Source organism: Aquimarina celericrescens (assembly GCF_042682765.1).
Classification (GTDB): domain Bacteria; phylum Bacteroidota; class Bacteroidia; order Flavobacteriales; family Flavobacteriaceae; genus Aquimarina; species Aquimarina celericrescens.
The window spans coordinates 139,131-155,270 of record NZ_JBHUHY010000017.1 but is presented as its reverse complement, the minus strand read 5'-3'; the positions used below and the strand labels follow the sequence as shown (position 1 = coordinate 155,270).

At 33.4% G+C, this 16,140-nt stretch carries 21 protein-coding genes; 10 read left to right on the top strand and 11 right to left on the bottom strand.

All coding sequences use genetic code 11. The annotated features are described in order from the left end of the window. Positions 1–9: 9 nt before the first annotated feature. The gene (locus ACFSJT_RS17395) at positions 10–489 is read right to left on the bottom strand and encodes an RNA polymerase sigma factor (RefSeq protein WP_378321698.1); all 480 of its coding nucleotides are present in this window, start codon (positions 487–489) and stop codon (positions 10–12) included. Positions 490–636: 147 nt separating this feature from the next. Here ACFSJT_RS17395 and ACFSJT_RS17390 point away from each other — a divergent pair, with 147 nt between their 5' ends. Together ACFSJT_RS17390 and ACFSJT_RS17385 are read left to right on the top strand one after the other, a co-directional pair. Continuing rightward, positions 637–1,749: a hypothetical protein gene (locus ACFSJT_RS17390; protein WP_378321611.1), complete on the top strand. Its 1,113-nt coding sequence runs from the start codon at positions 637–639 to the stop codon at positions 1,747–1,749. A 100-nt stretch (positions 1,750–1,849) separates the two neighbouring features. Continuing rightward, positions 1,850–2,083, top strand: a complete 234-nt coding sequence (locus ACFSJT_RS17385) for a hypothetical protein (RefSeq protein ID WP_378321610.1) — start codon at positions 1,850–1,852, stop codon at positions 2,081–2,083. Between the two features lie 279 nt (positions 2,084–2,362). Here ACFSJT_RS17385 and ACFSJT_RS17380 read toward each other — a convergent pair whose 3' ends face one another. From ACFSJT_RS17380 to rpmB, 5 genes are all read right to left on the bottom strand, one after another. Further along, positions 2,363–4,036 carry an amidase family protein gene (locus ACFSJT_RS17380; RefSeq protein WP_378321609.1) on the bottom strand — a complete coding sequence of 558 codons (1,674 nt, stop codon included), beginning with the start codon at positions 4,034–4,036 and terminating at the stop codon, positions 2,363–2,365. Between the two features lie 118 nt (positions 4,037–4,154). Next, positions 4,155–5,108, bottom strand: coding sequence for a signal recognition particle-docking protein FtsY (ftsY, locus tag ACFSJT_RS17375; RefSeq protein WP_378321608.1), 954 nt, complete (start codon positions 5,106–5,108; stop codon positions 4,155–4,157). Positions 5,109–5,226: 118 nt separating this feature from the next. Then, positions 5,227–5,379, bottom strand: coding sequence for a DUF4295 domain-containing protein (locus ACFSJT_RS17370; protein ID WP_101449883.1), 153 nt, complete (start codon positions 5,377–5,379; stop codon positions 5,227–5,229). 6 nt (positions 5,380–5,385) lie between these two features. After that, positions 5,386–5,568, bottom strand: coding sequence for a 50S ribosomal protein L33 (gene rpmG / locus ACFSJT_RS17365; protein ID WP_103070742.1), 183 nt, complete (start codon positions 5,566–5,568; stop codon positions 5,386–5,388). 24 nt (positions 5,569–5,592) lie between these two features. After that, a complete protein-coding gene (gene rpmB / locus ACFSJT_RS17360) occupies positions 5,593–5,832 on the bottom strand; it encodes a 50S ribosomal protein L28 (RefSeq protein WP_210195611.1) in 240 nt (79 codons plus the stop codon). 205 nt (positions 5,833–6,037) lie between these two features. Here rpmB and ACFSJT_RS17355 point away from each other — a divergent pair, with 205 nt between their 5' ends. From ACFSJT_RS17355 to ACFSJT_RS17345, 3 genes are all read left to right on the top strand, one after another. Continuing rightward, positions 6,038–6,469 carry a hypothetical protein gene (locus tag ACFSJT_RS17355; RefSeq protein WP_378321607.1) on the top strand — a complete coding sequence of 144 codons (432 nt, stop codon included), beginning with the start codon at positions 6,038–6,040 and terminating at the stop codon, positions 6,467–6,469. 143 nt (positions 6,470–6,612) lie between these two features. After that, positions 6,613–6,873, top strand: coding sequence for a hypothetical protein (locus ACFSJT_RS17350; protein WP_378321606.1), 261 nt, complete (start codon positions 6,613–6,615; stop codon positions 6,871–6,873). A 249-nt stretch (positions 6,874–7,122) separates the two neighbouring features. Beyond that, positions 7,123–7,524, top strand: a complete 402-nt coding sequence (locus ACFSJT_RS17345) for a hypothetical protein (RefSeq protein ID WP_378321605.1) — start codon at positions 7,123–7,125, stop codon at positions 7,522–7,524. A 9-nt stretch (positions 7,525–7,533) separates the two neighbouring features. On the opposite strand, the gene ACFSJT_RS17340 is transcribed toward ACFSJT_RS17345, so the two are convergent. The 5 genes from ACFSJT_RS17340 to ACFSJT_RS17320 form a co-directional block, all read right to left on the bottom strand. Next, the gene (locus tag ACFSJT_RS17340; protein ID WP_378321604.1) at positions 7,534–8,775 is read right to left on the bottom strand and encodes a competence/damage-inducible protein A; all 1,242 of its coding nucleotides are present in this window, start codon (positions 8,773–8,775) and stop codon (positions 7,534–7,536) included. Positions 8,776–8,784: 9 nt separating this feature from the next. Continuing rightward, on the bottom strand, positions 8,785–9,123 hold the full coding sequence (locus ACFSJT_RS17335) for an Hpt domain-containing protein (RefSeq protein WP_378321603.1): 339 nt from the start codon (positions 9,121–9,123) through the stop codon (positions 8,785–8,787). After that, entirely contained in the window at positions 9,124–9,735 is a 612-nt protein-coding gene (locus ACFSJT_RS17330) for a fumarylacetoacetate hydrolase family protein (RefSeq protein ID WP_378321602.1), read from the bottom strand. It abuts the gene before it with no gap. 22 nt (positions 9,736–9,757) lie between these two features. Further along, the gene (locus tag ACFSJT_RS17325) at positions 9,758–10,537 is read right to left on the bottom strand and encodes an exonuclease domain-containing protein (protein WP_378321601.1); all 780 of its coding nucleotides are present in this window, start codon (positions 10,535–10,537) and stop codon (positions 9,758–9,760) included. Between the two features lie 81 nt (positions 10,538–10,618). Further along, positions 10,619–11,305 carry a metal-dependent transcriptional regulator gene (locus tag ACFSJT_RS17320; protein WP_378321600.1) on the bottom strand — a complete coding sequence of 229 codons (687 nt, stop codon included), beginning with the start codon at positions 11,303–11,305 and terminating at the stop codon, positions 10,619–10,621. 51 nt (positions 11,306–11,356) lie between these two features. Between ACFSJT_RS17320 and ACFSJT_RS17315 the strand changes: the two genes are divergently transcribed. Genes ACFSJT_RS17315 through ACFSJT_RS17295 form a run of 5 tightly spaced genes read left to right on the top strand, consistent with a single transcriptional unit; the run spans position 11,357 to position 16,125 of the window. Continuing rightward, entirely contained in the window at positions 11,357–12,151 is a 795-nt protein-coding gene (locus ACFSJT_RS17315) for a transporter (protein WP_378321599.1), read from the top strand. 33 nt (positions 12,152–12,184) lie between these two features. Then, positions 12,185–13,099: a metal ABC transporter solute-binding protein, Zn/Mn family gene (locus tag ACFSJT_RS17310; RefSeq protein WP_378321598.1), complete on the top strand. Its 915-nt coding sequence runs from the start codon at positions 12,185–12,187 to the stop codon at positions 13,097–13,099. Further along, a complete protein-coding gene (locus tag ACFSJT_RS17305; protein WP_378321597.1) occupies positions 13,099–13,836 on the top strand; it encodes a metal ABC transporter ATP-binding protein in 738 nt (245 codons plus the stop codon). The genes ACFSJT_RS17310 and ACFSJT_RS17305 overlap by 1 nt, the downstream gene beginning before the upstream one ends. 5 nt (positions 13,837–13,841) lie before the next feature. Further along, a complete protein-coding gene (locus ACFSJT_RS17300; RefSeq protein ID WP_378321596.1) occupies positions 13,842–14,972 on the top strand; it encodes a metal ABC transporter permease in 1,131 nt (376 codons plus the stop codon). Beyond that, positions 14,965–16,125 (top strand): metal ABC transporter permease, encoded by a 1,161-nt coding sequence (locus ACFSJT_RS17295; protein WP_378321595.1) that lies wholly within the window; start codon positions 14,965–14,967, stop codon positions 16,123–16,125. The genes ACFSJT_RS17300 and ACFSJT_RS17295 overlap by 8 nt, the downstream gene beginning before the upstream one ends. The last annotated feature ends 15 nt before the right edge of the window (positions 16,126–16,140 follow it).

Here is a 16,140-nt window from a genome sequence, read left to right as displayed (position 1 = left end):
TCCTTTAAATTATTTAAAATCTTCTATTTCTTCTTTAAGTTTTTTGTAAGCGGTATAAATTCTATTTTCTACGGCTTTCCTTGTTACCCCAAGCATATCAGCAATTTCGGTATGTTTTTTTCCCTCAGCTTTATTTAATAAAAAAGCTACTCTCTGGTCTTCTGTTAATCTGCTTAAAGCTTCTTGATATTTTTGAAAAAATTGTTTTTCTTCCAAAATAAACTCTGGTGATTCGTTGGTATAGTCTTTAGGTTTAATTTCTTTATAGCGCAACACTACTTTTTGGTGCTTAATCTCATTTAGCATCATATTTTTAGCTACGCTAAATAAAAAACCTTTAGCCTTGGAGGGGGTTACTTTTTTACAGTTATCTAACAATTTGATAAATGCTTCTTGCATTTTATCGTTTGGCCCATAAGATTCCCCATATTTATAATAGAGATAGTTGTATAAATCCTTTGAGTACTTATTGTAGATATTAGAAAACATCTCCTCCTTACAGACATTTTCTTCTAGCTCTTTTGGCATTTTGACGAAATTTCTTGACCCTAAATTTAGAAAAAACAAAAATAAAAAAGGAGTTTTTATGGGTTAGTTGTTATATTATTGCTAGTCAACCGTAATAAATAATCTCAAATGCGTTTAAGAATTAATTTGTTTGTAATTCTTTTTTCTCTGCTAACAGCCATTGTTACTACGTCGTGTAGAAGCGAGTCTGATGAATTAATTGTAGCTCCAGAAAATGAATCACTCAAAAAAGATTCGAAAGTAGCGAATCTGATGCTTCGTACGTCTATGAATGATGGATCTACAGATGATAGCATAGACAATAACAGCTGCTTTACTCTAAAATTGCCATTTACAATTACTGCTAACGGGATAGAAATAACTTTTAGCTCTCAAGAAGATATAGATGTATATGACGATGTTTTTGATGATTCTGATGAAATCATTTTTAGCTTCCCCATTACTTTAATTTTTGATGATTTTTCTGAAGTTATTGTTAACACCATGAGTGAATTTAATGAAATTTTGGAAAACTGTGATGAAGACAATAACGAAGATGATAATGAAAGTATTGAGTGTATTGATTTTCAGTACCCTTTTTCAGCCTCTGTATTTAACTCACAAAGTGAATTAATCGAAACCGCTTCTTTTGAAAATGATAGAGACCTATATCAGTTCATAGATGATCTTGAGGATACAGATATTGCAACTATCAATTTTCCAATAGTAATTGTTCTTTTTGAAGGTACAGAAATTGAAATTGACGATCTAGATAATTTAGAAGATGCGATCGAAGATGTCATTGATGATGGTTGCTATAATGATAACAACGACGATGATGATGATGATAATGACGATAATAACGATGATGATGATAATGACGATGATGACGATGATGTTAGCTCAGAAGCATTTTCTGAAATTATAACAGAAGAAACTTGGGAGGTTCTTAAGTTTAAGGACAATCAAAGTAACGAGACTAAAAATTATACTGATTTTGAATTTGATTTTAAAAGTGATGGAACTGTTATCATAGAAAATGAAGAAACGATCGACGGAACCTGGTCGGCATCGCTTAACTCTGATGGAAAATTAGAAGCGAATTTTGATTTTGGTACAGAAGCTCCTCTAAATAAACTTAATGGAAATTGGAGCGTAAAAAAAGCTACAGAAGAGCAAATTAAATTAGAAAAAGATGATGATGGCGTAAGTAAAGATGAGCTATTTTTTAAAGAAGAATAGATCGATTGACCCTTAGATCAAATTAAAAACTATGAGATATATCCTAAAAACCATAGTAAGCTTAATATTTATAGCTATTGTTATATGCTTTGTTTATATTATGATACATATAGAAAATGGATCTTTTTCAAAAAAAACAGAGACTGTAGAAAAAACGATCATTAACACAGAAACGTATCCTCAAATCAAGGATAGTGTTAGTTTGCTTATTCCTACCATTATTATTCATTCAAAAACCGAAAAACATGCTTTTACAAGCTATCTAACCAACATCCAAAGTGAATTTCGCTTAATACACCTTTATAAAGTCAAATGCATGACAGCAATAACGTAATACAAAGTATTGCTATTACCCTAACAAACACAAAACTCATGTCAAAATTAACACAAAAACTATCAAAGTATAGAATCCTAATTAGCGGAGCTTTCTTGGTGATCTATTGTATTTTCATGACCTACTTAATATTTCGATTACATTATTGAGTAACAACCTAACCAGTACCCCTATTTCCAAAAACCTTTCATTATAAACAAGGGAATTATTTTATCAAGGTTACAAGATCTAGGGATAAAAACCTTCAAATATTTGAAGGTTTTTTTGTTTTCATCAAATCTATTGAGTATATGCAGTGGGTATTTTACGTTCTTTAGTTTTTTGTTCATAAGCATAGCCCAATTGTAATAACGTTGCTTCAGAGAAAGGTTTAGCTATAAATGTAAGCCCTTTAGGTTCTCCTTTATCTGTATAGCCCATAGGAACCGTAAAGGCAGGATATTTGGCCACAGCTGCGTATCCTGCATGATAATTATTTATGGACAGAATAGCATCAAGTTGATATGTTTTGATGTGGATATCAAAATAATCTCGTGCAATTGTCTTTAAATTTTCTTTTATTTTATTTAACTCTTGTGTAGTTGTACTATCTTTTACAATTCCCTCGAATAATTGCTGTCCATAAGGGATTCTTATTAACGAATCCTTAAGATTAAATGAGATCACATCTTTTATACTTTCAACAGTAACATTGCTACTTGAATGAGTTTTAAGATATCTTGGGAGATCGTTTTTCATATCAATATTAAGAATAGTTAAAAAGCCAGGCAATACAGTTTGTTTTGGTTCAACTTCAATAATTTCGGCTCCGGCTTTCCTAATATTCTCAATAGCCTTGTAGTAAACAGAATCCTCTAAAAACTCTTTTATGACACCTAGTCGTTTTCCTTTAAGAGTGCCTCCTTTAGCTTCTTCTACAAAATCAATCGTTATGTTTACAGAAACATTATCATTTTTATCTTCTCCAATAAGAGCATTTAATAAAATTGCATTGTCGATTACATTTTTAGTCATTGGTCCCGGAGTATCTAAGGTGCTAGAAATAGGTACTATTCCTGTTCTACTCAATACCCCTATGGTAGGTTTCAGGCCAACTACAGAGTTTTGACTAGACGGTGATAAAATAGACCCACTGGTTTCTGTTCCAACGGCAGCAACACAAAAATTAGCTGCAACTGCAACTCCACTGCCAGAACTAGAGCCTCCTGGTTCAAAAATCATTCTCCCATATGGATTTAGAGTTTGCCCCCCTATAGCGCTATATCCCACAGGGCATCCAGAACAAAGAAAATAGGCCCATTCACTTAAATTTGCCTTACCCAGAATCAAGGCATTTTTTTCTAACAACCTTTCTGTAATAAATGAATCACCTGTAGTATTATGCTGTAAAGCTATAGCTCCTGCAGTGGTAGGCATATCCTTTGTATTGATATTATCTTTGAGCAAAATTGGCATTCCAAACACTGAATAACTATTAATACTCGATTTATCGACTTTATCTAAGGCACGAGCTTGTTCCACAACATTTGGGTTTAGTGATATCACTGAATTTAATGATAACCTATTGTCACTTTCATACTTTCTTATCCTGTAAATATAGAACAGTGTCAACTCCTCATAAGTTAGCTTACCCTCCTTAATATTTTGTTGAATAGTAGGAATATTTTTCTCCAGTATAAATCCTTTCAGAGTCTCATACTTTTCTTTTGAAAAATAATCAAGCTCATGCTCTAAAGCTTTCCAAATATTATTTTTATCTAATACTTTAGAGTTCACTAACTTTAGATGCATTCTGGTTTTTTCTAGCTTTTGTGTTGCCGCAAGATCATTGGTCTCATCATAAGACTGCCAAACCACCCGAGGTTGTTTTTGTGATTGTGATTCGGTTTCTTTTTGTTTTTTACAAGAAATAAAGACAAGAATCGAAAACAGAATAAAAAATGATTTTCTCATGATTGTGAGTGTGAAAATTAATGTTAAGTAAGAGCTTTTTACTAGTGTAGTCTTTCAAAATAAAAAAACTTTGAGAATACTCGTAAGCCTTTTTTATCTATTTGGACAACAATTTATATTATTTAAAAAACGAATCTACAAATTCGTACTTGTTAAATACCTGAAGATCTTCGATACCTTCACCAACTCCAATATACTTTACCGGTATTTGAAACTGATCACTTATGCCTATAACAACACCGCCTTTGGCTGTTCCATCGAGTTTTGTAACGGCCAGAGAAGTTACCTCTGTGGCTGCCGTGAATTGTTTAGCTTGCTCAAAAGCATTCTGTCCCGTAGAACCATCGAGAACCAATAATACATCATGAGGAGCATCTCCTATCACCTTTTGCATTACACGCTTTACTTTGGTCAATTCATTCATTAAATTGACTTTATTATGTAGTCTCCCTGCTGTGTCTATAATGATAACATCTGCCTCATGTTTTACACCAGATTCTAAAGTATCAAATGCAACAGAAGCGGGATCACTACCCATAGATTGTTTTATAATTGGAACATCTACCCTATCTGCCCATACTTGTAATTGATCAATTGCAGCAGCTCTAAACGTATCTGCAGCACCTAAAACAACCTTTAAACCTTTATTTTTGAACTGGTATGCCAGTTTCCCAATTGTAGTTGTTTTTCCCACTCCGTTCACTCCCACAACCATCAATACGTAAGGTTTTTTATTCTTTGGTATTTCAAAATCTGTGGCTTCACCAATATTCGTTTCAGAAAGCAAACCAGCTATTTCTTCGCGTAAAATTTGATTTAACTCCTCAATCCCTAGGTATTTATCTTTTGCTACACGATTTTCTATTCTTTCTATGATCTTGATAGTGGTTTTAACACCAACATCACTAGTGACCAACACTTCCTCAAGATTATCCAACACATCATCGTCTACCGTAGATTTGCCGGCAACTGCTTTGCTTAATTTCGAGAAAAAAGTTGTTTTTGATTTTTCTAACCCCTTGTCTAGAGTTTCTTTTTTTTCTGAAGAAAATATATTCTTAAAAAGTCCCATCTGCGCTATTAAATATATACTAAAACCCGAAGGATATTATTAAACATCTAAATATAAAAAGAAAGAGCCATTTCAATACAATTGAAACGGCTTCTTTTAAAAATATTTTTTTGCGAGTTTACTTTTTCTTCAAGAAATCATTTACAGCTTCTGGAGCCATAATTGATTCAACAAAAGTATACGCTCCTGTCTTCGGAGATTTCACCATTTTTATGGCCTTAGTTAATCTCTTTGATCCTGTTTGTAACGATGCTACTGATTTCTTTGCCATTTCTTATTATTTTATTTCTTTATGAACGGTCATCTTCTTAAGAATAGGATTAAATTTCTTTAATTCTATTCTATCAGGAGTATTCTTTTTGTTCTTTGTAGTTATATACCTTGATGTACCCGGTTTACCTGTAGCCTTGTGCTCTGTACATTCTAAGATTACTTGTACTCTGTTACCTTTCTTTGCCATTTGTCGTATTTTTAAAAAAGGAGATTATTTAGTTAAAAAACCTTTAGCTCTTGCTTCTTTTAAAACAGCAGAGATTCCATTTTTATTTATATTTTTTAACGCCGAAGTTGACACTTTAAGTGTAATCCAACGATCTTCTTCTGGAATATAAAAACGCTTTTTAATCAAATTCGCATTGAATTTACGTTTTGTTTTATTCATTGCGTGAGAAACATTGTTTCCCACCATTGCTTTTTTACCTGTAAGCTCGCAAACTCTTGACATCTCTTCTTAATTTTGGTATTATTTCAAAACAGGGTGCAAATTAACGAATTATTTACCGAACCACCAATAATAGTTCGGTAATTTTTTCCTGCTTTTTAAAGTTTTTTTCTCCCCTTAATACTAAAACAAAAAACTACGTTTTCATCTCGTTATCCAAGAACAGTATGTGATTTAGAACACCAACTGACCCAATTTAACATTTATTATGTATTTTTGTAGTCCAATTCTCCTTGTCGTGGTTAATAGCGTTAATAAATCCTTCATTAAGAAATATGAAATTGAAATAGGGACATTCTATTTTTATAAAAACTTCGTTGTGGGTGAGGTCGACTCTGGGGCGGATCTCAATTTTGAAAGTGGAAAAAAATTATATAACTTACTGGAAATTCATTTCAAAAATACAATACCTTATGTTTATATCTCGAATAGAATAAATTCTTATTCGTTCAAACCTACCCGCCTTTATAATGTTGACAAAAATTTCCCCAATCTTAAAGGATATGGTATAGTAATCTACGACCCTACTAACAAGACGATCGCTCAACTTGAAGAAACCTTTACCGACATGCCCACCCAAATTTTTGATAATCTTGAAGACGCTATTTGCTGGGCAAAGAGAATAACATCTTCAAGTTAACATGTTCTTTAATATTTTACATATTCTTATATCATAAACACTTTCTATACCTTCAAACTTTTTCTTTTGTATTAAAAAACAAAGGCTTTCATTGATTTTTAGAAATCATTGTTTTATCTTAGATACACCAACTTTTATGCATTATGTCGGCCAAGATAAACAGAAAGCTTATCCAAAAGCACCAGATTGACATTGGTATGTTTTATTTTTATGAAAATTTTATTGTGGCCGAAATAAAAGAAAATGTCATTCTAAATTTTGAAAGTGGAAGAGAATTATTTCAACTTGCCAGTGAGTATTATAAAGGTATTTTGCCCTACATTTATATTTCGAATAGGATTAATTCATACTCTATAAACCCCACAGAGCATTATAAACTAGAAAATATTTTTTCCATACTTTAGAGGATATGCTATCGTAGCTTATGATGATATTAATCATAAAGTTCCAGAATTAGAACAATTATTCACTAATAGACCAACTCGTATTTTTGATAATCTGGATGCTGCAATGAATTGGGCAGATGATTTTATCAACTTAGATTAAAAATATAAATTTTAAAATATATTGTTAAAATTTTTCTTTAACAGAATCGAGGCGACTCTTGGACTATGGTTCATTATTCTATCTTCACCTTTCAACGTTAACGTATTATGACTTCAAAAATCAATAAAAAACTTATCAAGAAGTATATTCTTGATATTGGTACAATATATTTCTATGAAAATTTTGTAGTCACAGAAATAAAAGAAGAAATAACCCTTACTTTTGAAAAAGCAGCACCGATATTTAAACTTGGAAAGGAATATTACGGAAATAAAACTCCATTTGTATATATCTCAAACAGAATCCATCAGTATTCATTTGAGCCCACAGCCCATTATAAATCCACTAAACTATTTCCTAATCTCAAAGGATACGCCGTAGTCACATATGGCAAAATTAGTAGTGAAATTGCCAATTTAGAACAATCATTTTTAAACGTTCCAACACAGATTTTTCATAATTTGAAAGAAGCTATAGAGTGGGTCGACCAATTAATTAAATCAGATTAAGTCAGCATTCTATAATAATTCATTAAGAAGAAGTTCAAAGGCTTTACTCACTGCTTTTCCAATAGTTCTTTCTCTTAAATTACTGAATACATATTTTTTAGAGAAAACAGTCTTGGGTGTAGCTATAGCAATAAAAACTGTACCCACCTCAACATCGCCATCTCCCTTTGTAGGGCCTGCATTTCCTGTTGTACCAATAGCATAATCTGATTTAAACTTTTCTTTAGACTTCACAGCCATTGCTTCTGCTACTTCTGCGCTGGTTACTGTATGTTTTTTAATAGTTTCTGGATCCACTCCCAAAACATCTATCTTAGATTTTGTAGCATAAGTAACCACTCCACCTATAAAATATGCAGAAGCCCCTGCATTTGCCGTAAAGGATTGCGCTATTCTACCTCCTGTACAACTCTCTGCAACTGATAGTGTTTTACCAGCGTTCACTAACAAATTGCCTATTCTCGATTCAATAGTTTCATCTTCTTCAAAACCGACTATAATTTCTCCAATGATTTTTTGTAGTTCTTCTATTTTATTGTTTAATGTGTCTTCGAGAAGTGTTTTATGATTCCCCCGTGCAGAAAGGCGTAGTCTTACTCGACCCAAATTAGGTAAATAGGCTAATTTCACAAAAGGCGGGAGACTATTCTCCCAGTCTTCTATTCTTTCAGCAATAGCACTTTCGCCTAAACCATATGTAAGCACTGTTTTATGAATTATAAAAGGCCTATCAAACCTTTTTTGTAATCGAGGTAGTACTTCATTTTTCATCAATCCTTTCATTTCATAAGGAACACCAGGCATAGAGATGAAAACCTGGTTCTTATCTTCAATCCACATTCCAGGTGCAGTACCATATTGATTCATTAAGACTGTAGATTTACTTGGTACTAACGCCTGTTGTCTGTTTACATTAGAAATTGGAGTAGAAATATACTTTGCAAACAACTCTTCAATATGTTTGAGAACCTTCTTATCCTGAACTAGAGTGTCGTTAAAATATTCACAAATGGTATGCTTGGTAATATCATCCTTGGTTGGACCAAGCCCTCCTGTAATAATAACAATATCTGCTCGTTGCCTTGCTTCTTTCAGTGCATCAAGAATATGCTGTTTATCATCGCTTATAGAAGTAATTTGATAAACGTCGACACCAATTTTATTAAGTTCTTTACCAATAAAAGCAGAATTCGAATCTATAATTTGTCCAATGAGAATTTCATCACCAATAGTAATTATCTCTGCTAGCATGATTGTGATTTAATTAAAATCTGCTTTCAGATTTTCAATAGCATTATTGACAACAGTAACGATATCATTTAAAACAGGTTTTATCTGCTCTTTGGCTTTGTTCGTTTTTGACCAGGCCTCTATTTGTTTAATCTGTGGTAAAAGATCAATATCAAATAACTGAAGATTTGGCTTCATCTTATGAGCATATTGATAGGCCATCTGTGGATTATCAGAATCTACAGCCTGAACCATACTGTCAAGATCAGGTGGTATTTCTTCTAAAAAGGTCTGTACTAGTACAGCAATAAATTCGTCATCGCCTCCTGACAGTTCATTCACATTTTTTAAACTATATCCTTTGCTCATTTATTTAACTTTTATTGAAAAAAATTGTTTGTTGCCAATATAACCTGTTAAAATATCGTCTGGTTTAACAGAGCCAACCCCTGCTGGTGTTCCTGTAAATATAATATCTCCTATCTTTAAAGTAAAATATTTAGACACATATTCTATTAATTCATTGATCTTCCATAACATAAATTTGGTATTCCCTTGTTGGACTATCTGGTCATTTTTCTTTAATTGAAACTCAATATTATCAACATCGGTAAACTCTTTTTTTGAAACCCATTTCCCAACAACAGCTGCCCCATCAAAGGCTTTCGCTTTTTCCCAGGGTAATCCTTTTTCCTTTAATTCTCTTTGCAGATCTCTTGCCGTAAAATCTATACCTAATCCAATTTCGTCATAGTATTTATGGGCAAATTTTTTATCAATATACTTACCTACTTTTTTGATCTTTATTAATATCTCTACCTCATGGTGAATATCTTCAGAAAAATCAGGAATAAAAAAGGGTTGTTTTTTCAATAAAATTGCTGTATCAGGCTTCATAAAAATTACCGGATCTGTTGGCTTTTCATTTTCCAACTCTTCAATATGGTCTGTATAATTACGACCTATACAAATAAGTTTCATGGTTGTATAATAAAGGGAATGACTATAAATTTAAGCTATTATTCAATTTTCTGAGTCTTACCGCAGTAAGTACTTTCTTTGTATACAAGGGAAAATCAGCATTTTGTATCCACCCAAAATAACCAGGTTCCTCTTCCAGCACTTGTTCAACCAGTTTGTTCTTATGTTTACCAAAAGAGAAAATTTCTTTGCCATTCTCATCATATGCTATAAAACCGGCGAAATCTGCAAATTGTTTTCTCGAACTGAACTCTGCTAGAAATTTAGTGTCATTTTCTAATTCAGAATACTTATCTAATTGTGCTTTGAGCACTTCATAGGTTGCCATAGTATCTGCCTCTGCAGAGTGTGCATTATCTAAATCTTTATCGCAATAGAACTTATACGCTGCAGATAATGTTCTTTTTTCCATTTTATGATAAATAGTTTGAACATCTATTGCCACAGTATTTTTCATGTCAAAATCTAGCCCGACTCTCAATAACTCTTCGGCTAATAAAGGTATATCAAATCTATTAGAATTAAATCCACCCAGATCACACCCCTTGATCATGTCACTAACCTTACTTGCTAGTTGCTTAAAGGTGGGTTCGTTAGCCACTTTGGCATCATCAATGCCATGAACTGCAGTTGTTTCAGGAGGAATAGGCATCTCTGGGTTAACCAGCCAAGTTTTGCTTTCCTGGGTGCCATTAGGATATATTTTAAGGATAGAGATCTCAACAATTCGATCTTTAGAAATATTTACACCGGTAGTTTCAAGATCAAAAAAGCATATCGGTTTTTTTAAATTAAGCTCCATAAATTGATTGTGTGATACTCAAAGATAACAGCTATTATTTAACATTCTTGTAGCTAAACAATATTTTAACATTTACAAAAACTATACAACCTTCTTAACGAATACGTTATCAGCAAACTTTCGCGTTACCGTTTCTTCTGTGTTGTTAAATTGTATACGAATAGATTTATCAAATTCCCGAATTTCCAGAATTTTTATCTCACTACTTAGTGCCAAACCTATCTCTGATACATATTTTAAAAAATTAACAGAACCATCATTAACCGCAATTAATTTACAAACATCTCCTTCTAATAAAGAAGACAAAGTTACTTTGGGTAAGATCGAATATTCGCCATTTGCGTTAGGAATTAGCTCGCCATGCGGATCTTTTTTGGGAAAATCCATAAAACGATCTAATTCATCAATCAACTTACGAGATTTTATGTGTTCTAACTGCTCTGCCACATCATGTACTTCGTCCCATGTAAAATTGAGGTAATTGCATAGAAAAGTTTCCCATAGCCTATGCTTTCTAATTAATCGAACAGCAATAGATTTTCCTTCGTCGGTCAAATCAAGTTTTCCATATTTCTCATTTATTACATAATTCTTAGTTTTTAACTTCTTAACCATATTGTTGGTAGAAGCAGGTGAAACTTTCAAATAATCCGCTAATTGGTTATTTCCAACTTTCACAGAATCATTTTCTATAAGCAACTGAAAAAGAGCTTTCAAATAATCTTCTTCACTTTTAGTTAAATTATTCAAATAAGATTTGTTAGTCATAACTAACTTTTTTAGTTTTGCCACAATAATGTAACAAAATTACTAAACCCAATGAAATTAAAAAGAACTATCTTATTTACTTTCTGTACATCTATCAGTTTTTATAGTGTTTTTTCACAAGAAAAAACAGAACCAGGTGCATTGGTAACCGATAGACCTGACCAAACTGAATCCCCAACGGTAGTTCCAAAAGGATTTTTGCAAATTGAAACCGGAGCCTTTTATGAGGATTCGGGAGAAAAAGCTTTCAAACAAAAGACAACAACATTTAATACTACCCTTTTAAGATATGGTTTATTAGATAACTTAGAATTAAGAGTTGGATGGGATTTTACCGAGACTAAAACTGAAATTAATGGGACTGAACTAGATGACGTTGCCAGTGGACTCTCTCCATTATTGTTAGGAGCAAAAATTGGCGTCATAGAAGAAAAAGGATGGCTACCAGAAATCGGTCTAATCGGTCATTTATTTTTACCGTTTAGTGCAGGAAATGACTTCAGACCAGAAACAACGGGAGTTGATTTTAGATTTTCTTTTGCACATACATTAAGTGAAAAATCAAGTTTATCATACAACCTGGGAGCAGAGTGGGGTAACGATTCGCCAGAAGCTGCTTATATTTATACAATATCCTACGGATATAGTGTAACTGATACTTTTGGAATTTTCGCAGAGCTTTATGGGGATTTACCTGAAGACAGTAGTCCAAACCATCTTTGGGACGCGGGCCTAACCTATCTAATTAGTGATTCTATTCAGTTAGATGCTACCGTGGGATCTGGTATTACCAAAGGACAGAATCTATTACTTAGCGCAGGAGTAAGTATTCGATTACCAAATTAACGATTAAAAATATTCAAAAATCTTGTAGATAAAATGAAAAAAATAATTATAATCATTACAGCCTCTTTATTTCTATGTTCATGTAAGAAAGAAGTAAAAGATAAAAATCAAAAACTTAATGTCGTCACTACCACATCAATGATAACCGATCTGGTAAAAAACATTGGCGGTGATGCAATTGAAGTCAAAGGGCTTATGGGAAGTGGTGTCGATCCTCACCTTTACAAAGCTAGTGAGGGCGATGTAAGTAAGCTCGTAAATGCAGATATCATTTTCTACAATGGATTACATTTGGAAGGTAAGCTAGTAGAAGTCTTTGAAAAAATGGAAAGTCAAGATATTAAAACTATAGCAATTGGTGAAAGTTTAAAAAAAAATACGCTGATCGGGTCTGATTATTTTGCTTCTAACTATGACCCACATATTTGGTTTAGTGTCGATAACTGGAAAATAATTACCTCTTTTGTTATTAAAACTCTTCAAGAAATTGATCCAAAAAATGCTGAAATTTTTAAAACTAACGGAGAAGTCTATTTATCAAAACTAACAGAGTTAGAACGTAAATTAGAAGCGAAAATAGAAACCTTACCTAAGGAAAAACGTATTCTGGTTACAGCACATGACGCATTTAGTTACTTCGGAAAAGCATATGACTTCAATGTTGTAGGATTACAAGGTTTATCAACAGCTACTGAAGCTGGTGTCCAAGATGTGCAAAAATTAGCTAATTTTATCATCGAAAAGCAAGTAAAAGCCATTTTTGTAGAGAGTTCGGTTCCTAAAAGAACCATTGAGGCCTTGCAAGCAGCTGTGAAATCAAAAAATCATGAAGTTGCGATAGGCGGGACATTGTTCTCTGACGCTCTCGGAAACACAGGAACTAAAGAAGGAACCTATATTGGCATGTTTGAGTACAATGTAAATACTATTATTAATGCCTTAAAATAATGAGTGAAAAAATCGCCGTTCAAATAGATGACCTAACTGTAGCCTATAACTACAAACCTGTGTTATGGGATATAGACCTAGCTATTCCTGAGGGTGTACTTATGGCAATTGTAGGTCCTAACGGAGCAGGAAAATCTACCTTAATCAAAGCGATTCTGGATATTATCAAACCTATTGCCGGTAGTATTCAAATCTATAATAAGCCTTATAAAAAACAACGATCACTAGTTGCCTATGTTCCCCAGAAGGGAAGTGTCGACTGGGATTTCCCAACTACGGCATTGGATGTAGTGATGATGGGAACATACGGAAGCCTTGGCTGGATCAAAAGGCCTGGTCAAAAACAAAAAAAAGCTGCGTTAGAAGCTTTAGAAAAAGTTGGGATGCTTTCTTTTAAACATAGACAAATAAGTCAACTATCTGGTGGACAACAACAACGTATTTTTCTAGCAAGAGCCCTAGTACAAAATGCTTCCATTTACTTTATGGATGAACCTTTTCAGGGAGTTGACGCTACTACCGAAAAAGCGATTATCAACATTTTAAAAGAACTTCGTAAAGCAGGAAAAACAGTTGTTGTGGTACATCACGATCTACAAACTGTTCCTGAATATTTCGATTGGGTCACCTTTTTAAACGTGAAAAAGATTGCCACAGGGCCGGTTAAAGATATTTTCAATGACGATAACCTTACCAAAACATACGGAATTAATTATAAAGTAAGTATACAGCAATAGAAACAATGGATTTACAAGAATATATAGAACTTGTTTTTACTGACTACACCTTACGCACCATTACTTTGGGTACATCCATATTAGGAGCTATCTGTGGTATGCTAGGTAGTTTTGCAGTGTTACGAAAGCAAAGCCTTTTGGGAGATGCTATTTCGCATGCGGCATTACCAGGTATTGCTATTGCTTTTCTTATTATTGGCACTAAAAATAGTTCTATATTTCTACTGGGAGCGTTAATTAGCGGACTAATAGGTACTTTTTGGATTCGCGGGATCACCAATAAAACCCATCTTAAATCTGACACTGCTTTGGGACTGATACTTTCTTTATTTTTTGGATTCGGAATGTTACTACTCACCTATATTCAAAAATTACCTAACGCCAATCAAGCAGGTTTAGAAAGTTATCTCTTCGGGCAAGCCGCTACGCTTTTAGAAAGTGACGTTTGGTTAATGGCTATTGTCACAGGGATAAGTTTGATTATTTTATTGCTTTTTTGGAAAGAATTGAAAATATTACTTTTCGATGCTGATTTCACGAAAACCTTGGGTTTCAACACTAAATTCTTAGACATTTTAATTACTTCGTTTATTGTAGTTGCCATCGTTTTAGGACTACAAACCGTTGGTGTGGTGTTAATGAGCGCGATGCTTCTGGCCCCCGCTGCTGCTGCAAGGCAATGGACAAATAATCTAGCTATAATGGTTATTTTGGCTGCTATTTTTGGTGCCCTTTCAGGGGTTATAGGCACTGCTATTAGTGCCAGTCACAACAACCTCTCTACAGGACCCGTAATCGTGCTTGTAGCTGGAGCATTTGTATTATTTTCTTTCATTTTTTCACCAGGAAGAGGTTTACTATTTAGAGAAATACGGTTTAGAAAAAACAGAAATGACCTTCAACTACATAAAACCTTATCTTTTATGTATAATATAGCGAGTACACATGAGGATATTTCTCATCCACATGCGATTAAAATCTTGAATAATTTTCAAGGATTTACCCGAAAATCTTTACAGAAACTTGAAGATAAAAATTATGTAAAGATACAAGGAAATATGTGGTCAATGACTAAATCAGGCTATAATACCGCTGCTAATTTGTATGATCAATTAATAAAAGAGGAAAATGAGTAATGCACAGATCGAAATACAATTAATTGCAAGCTTAGTAGCAATTTCCTGTGCTATTCCCGGGACTTTTTTGGTGCTAAGAAAAATGGCATTAATCACTGATGCAATTAGCCACTCTATATTACCTGGTATTGTTATTGGTTTTTTTATTACTCATGATTTATCTTCTCCTTTATTAATTATCATGGCAGCTGCCAGCGGAGTTCTTACAGTTGTGCTGGTAGAGTTTATTCAGAAAACAGGTTTGGTAAAAGAAGACACTGCTATTGGACTAGTTTTTCCTGCTCTATTTAGTATCGGTATCATCCTAATTGCTCAAAACGCAAATGATGTGCACTTAGATATTGATGCAGTTTTACTGGGTGAACTTGCTTTTGCTCCTTTCGATAGACTTATGTTTGATGGAACCGATTTAGGACCAAAATCATTATGGATTATTGGGACTATTTTATTAATAACCCTAGGACTACTCTTTGCTTTCTTTAAAGAATTGAAAGTAAGCACATTCGATGCTGGCCTTGCCTCTGCTTTAGGACTCTCCCCTGTTGTAATGCATTATGGACTTATGACAGTTTCTTCAATCACGACTGTTGGCGCATTTGATGCTGTAGGTGCTATATTAGTCATTGCATTAATGATTGCTCCTGCTGCCACAGCATATCTATTGACCAATAACCTCAAAAAAATGTTGATATTGGCAGTTATTTTTGGAGTAGGAAGTGCTATTATTGGATATTGGGTTGCTCATGTTTTAGATTCTTCTATTTCAGGATCTATGACTACTGTATTAGGGTTACTGTTCTTGATGGTTTACTTGTTCGCTCCAAACAAGGGATTATTCTCGGTACTCTATCGACAAAAACAACAACGAATTGAGGTTTCTTTGCTAACCTTTCTTCTTCATTTAGCTAATCATGAGGAAAAGGAAGAACGTCATGTAAAACATCTTAATGAACATATAAATTGGCAAAAGGTACGATCTAAATCTGTTTTGAACCTAGCTCTAAAAAATAATATGATCACTATTCATAATGATATTGTCTCCTTGACCGATAAAGGACAACACTTTACAACAGAAGCGATAGATTACATTGTAACTAACAAAAATTCTGAAATTGAAAATATGAAAGATCGTTTTTTTCTTTTTAGAGGATAAGATTATTGTTTTTTC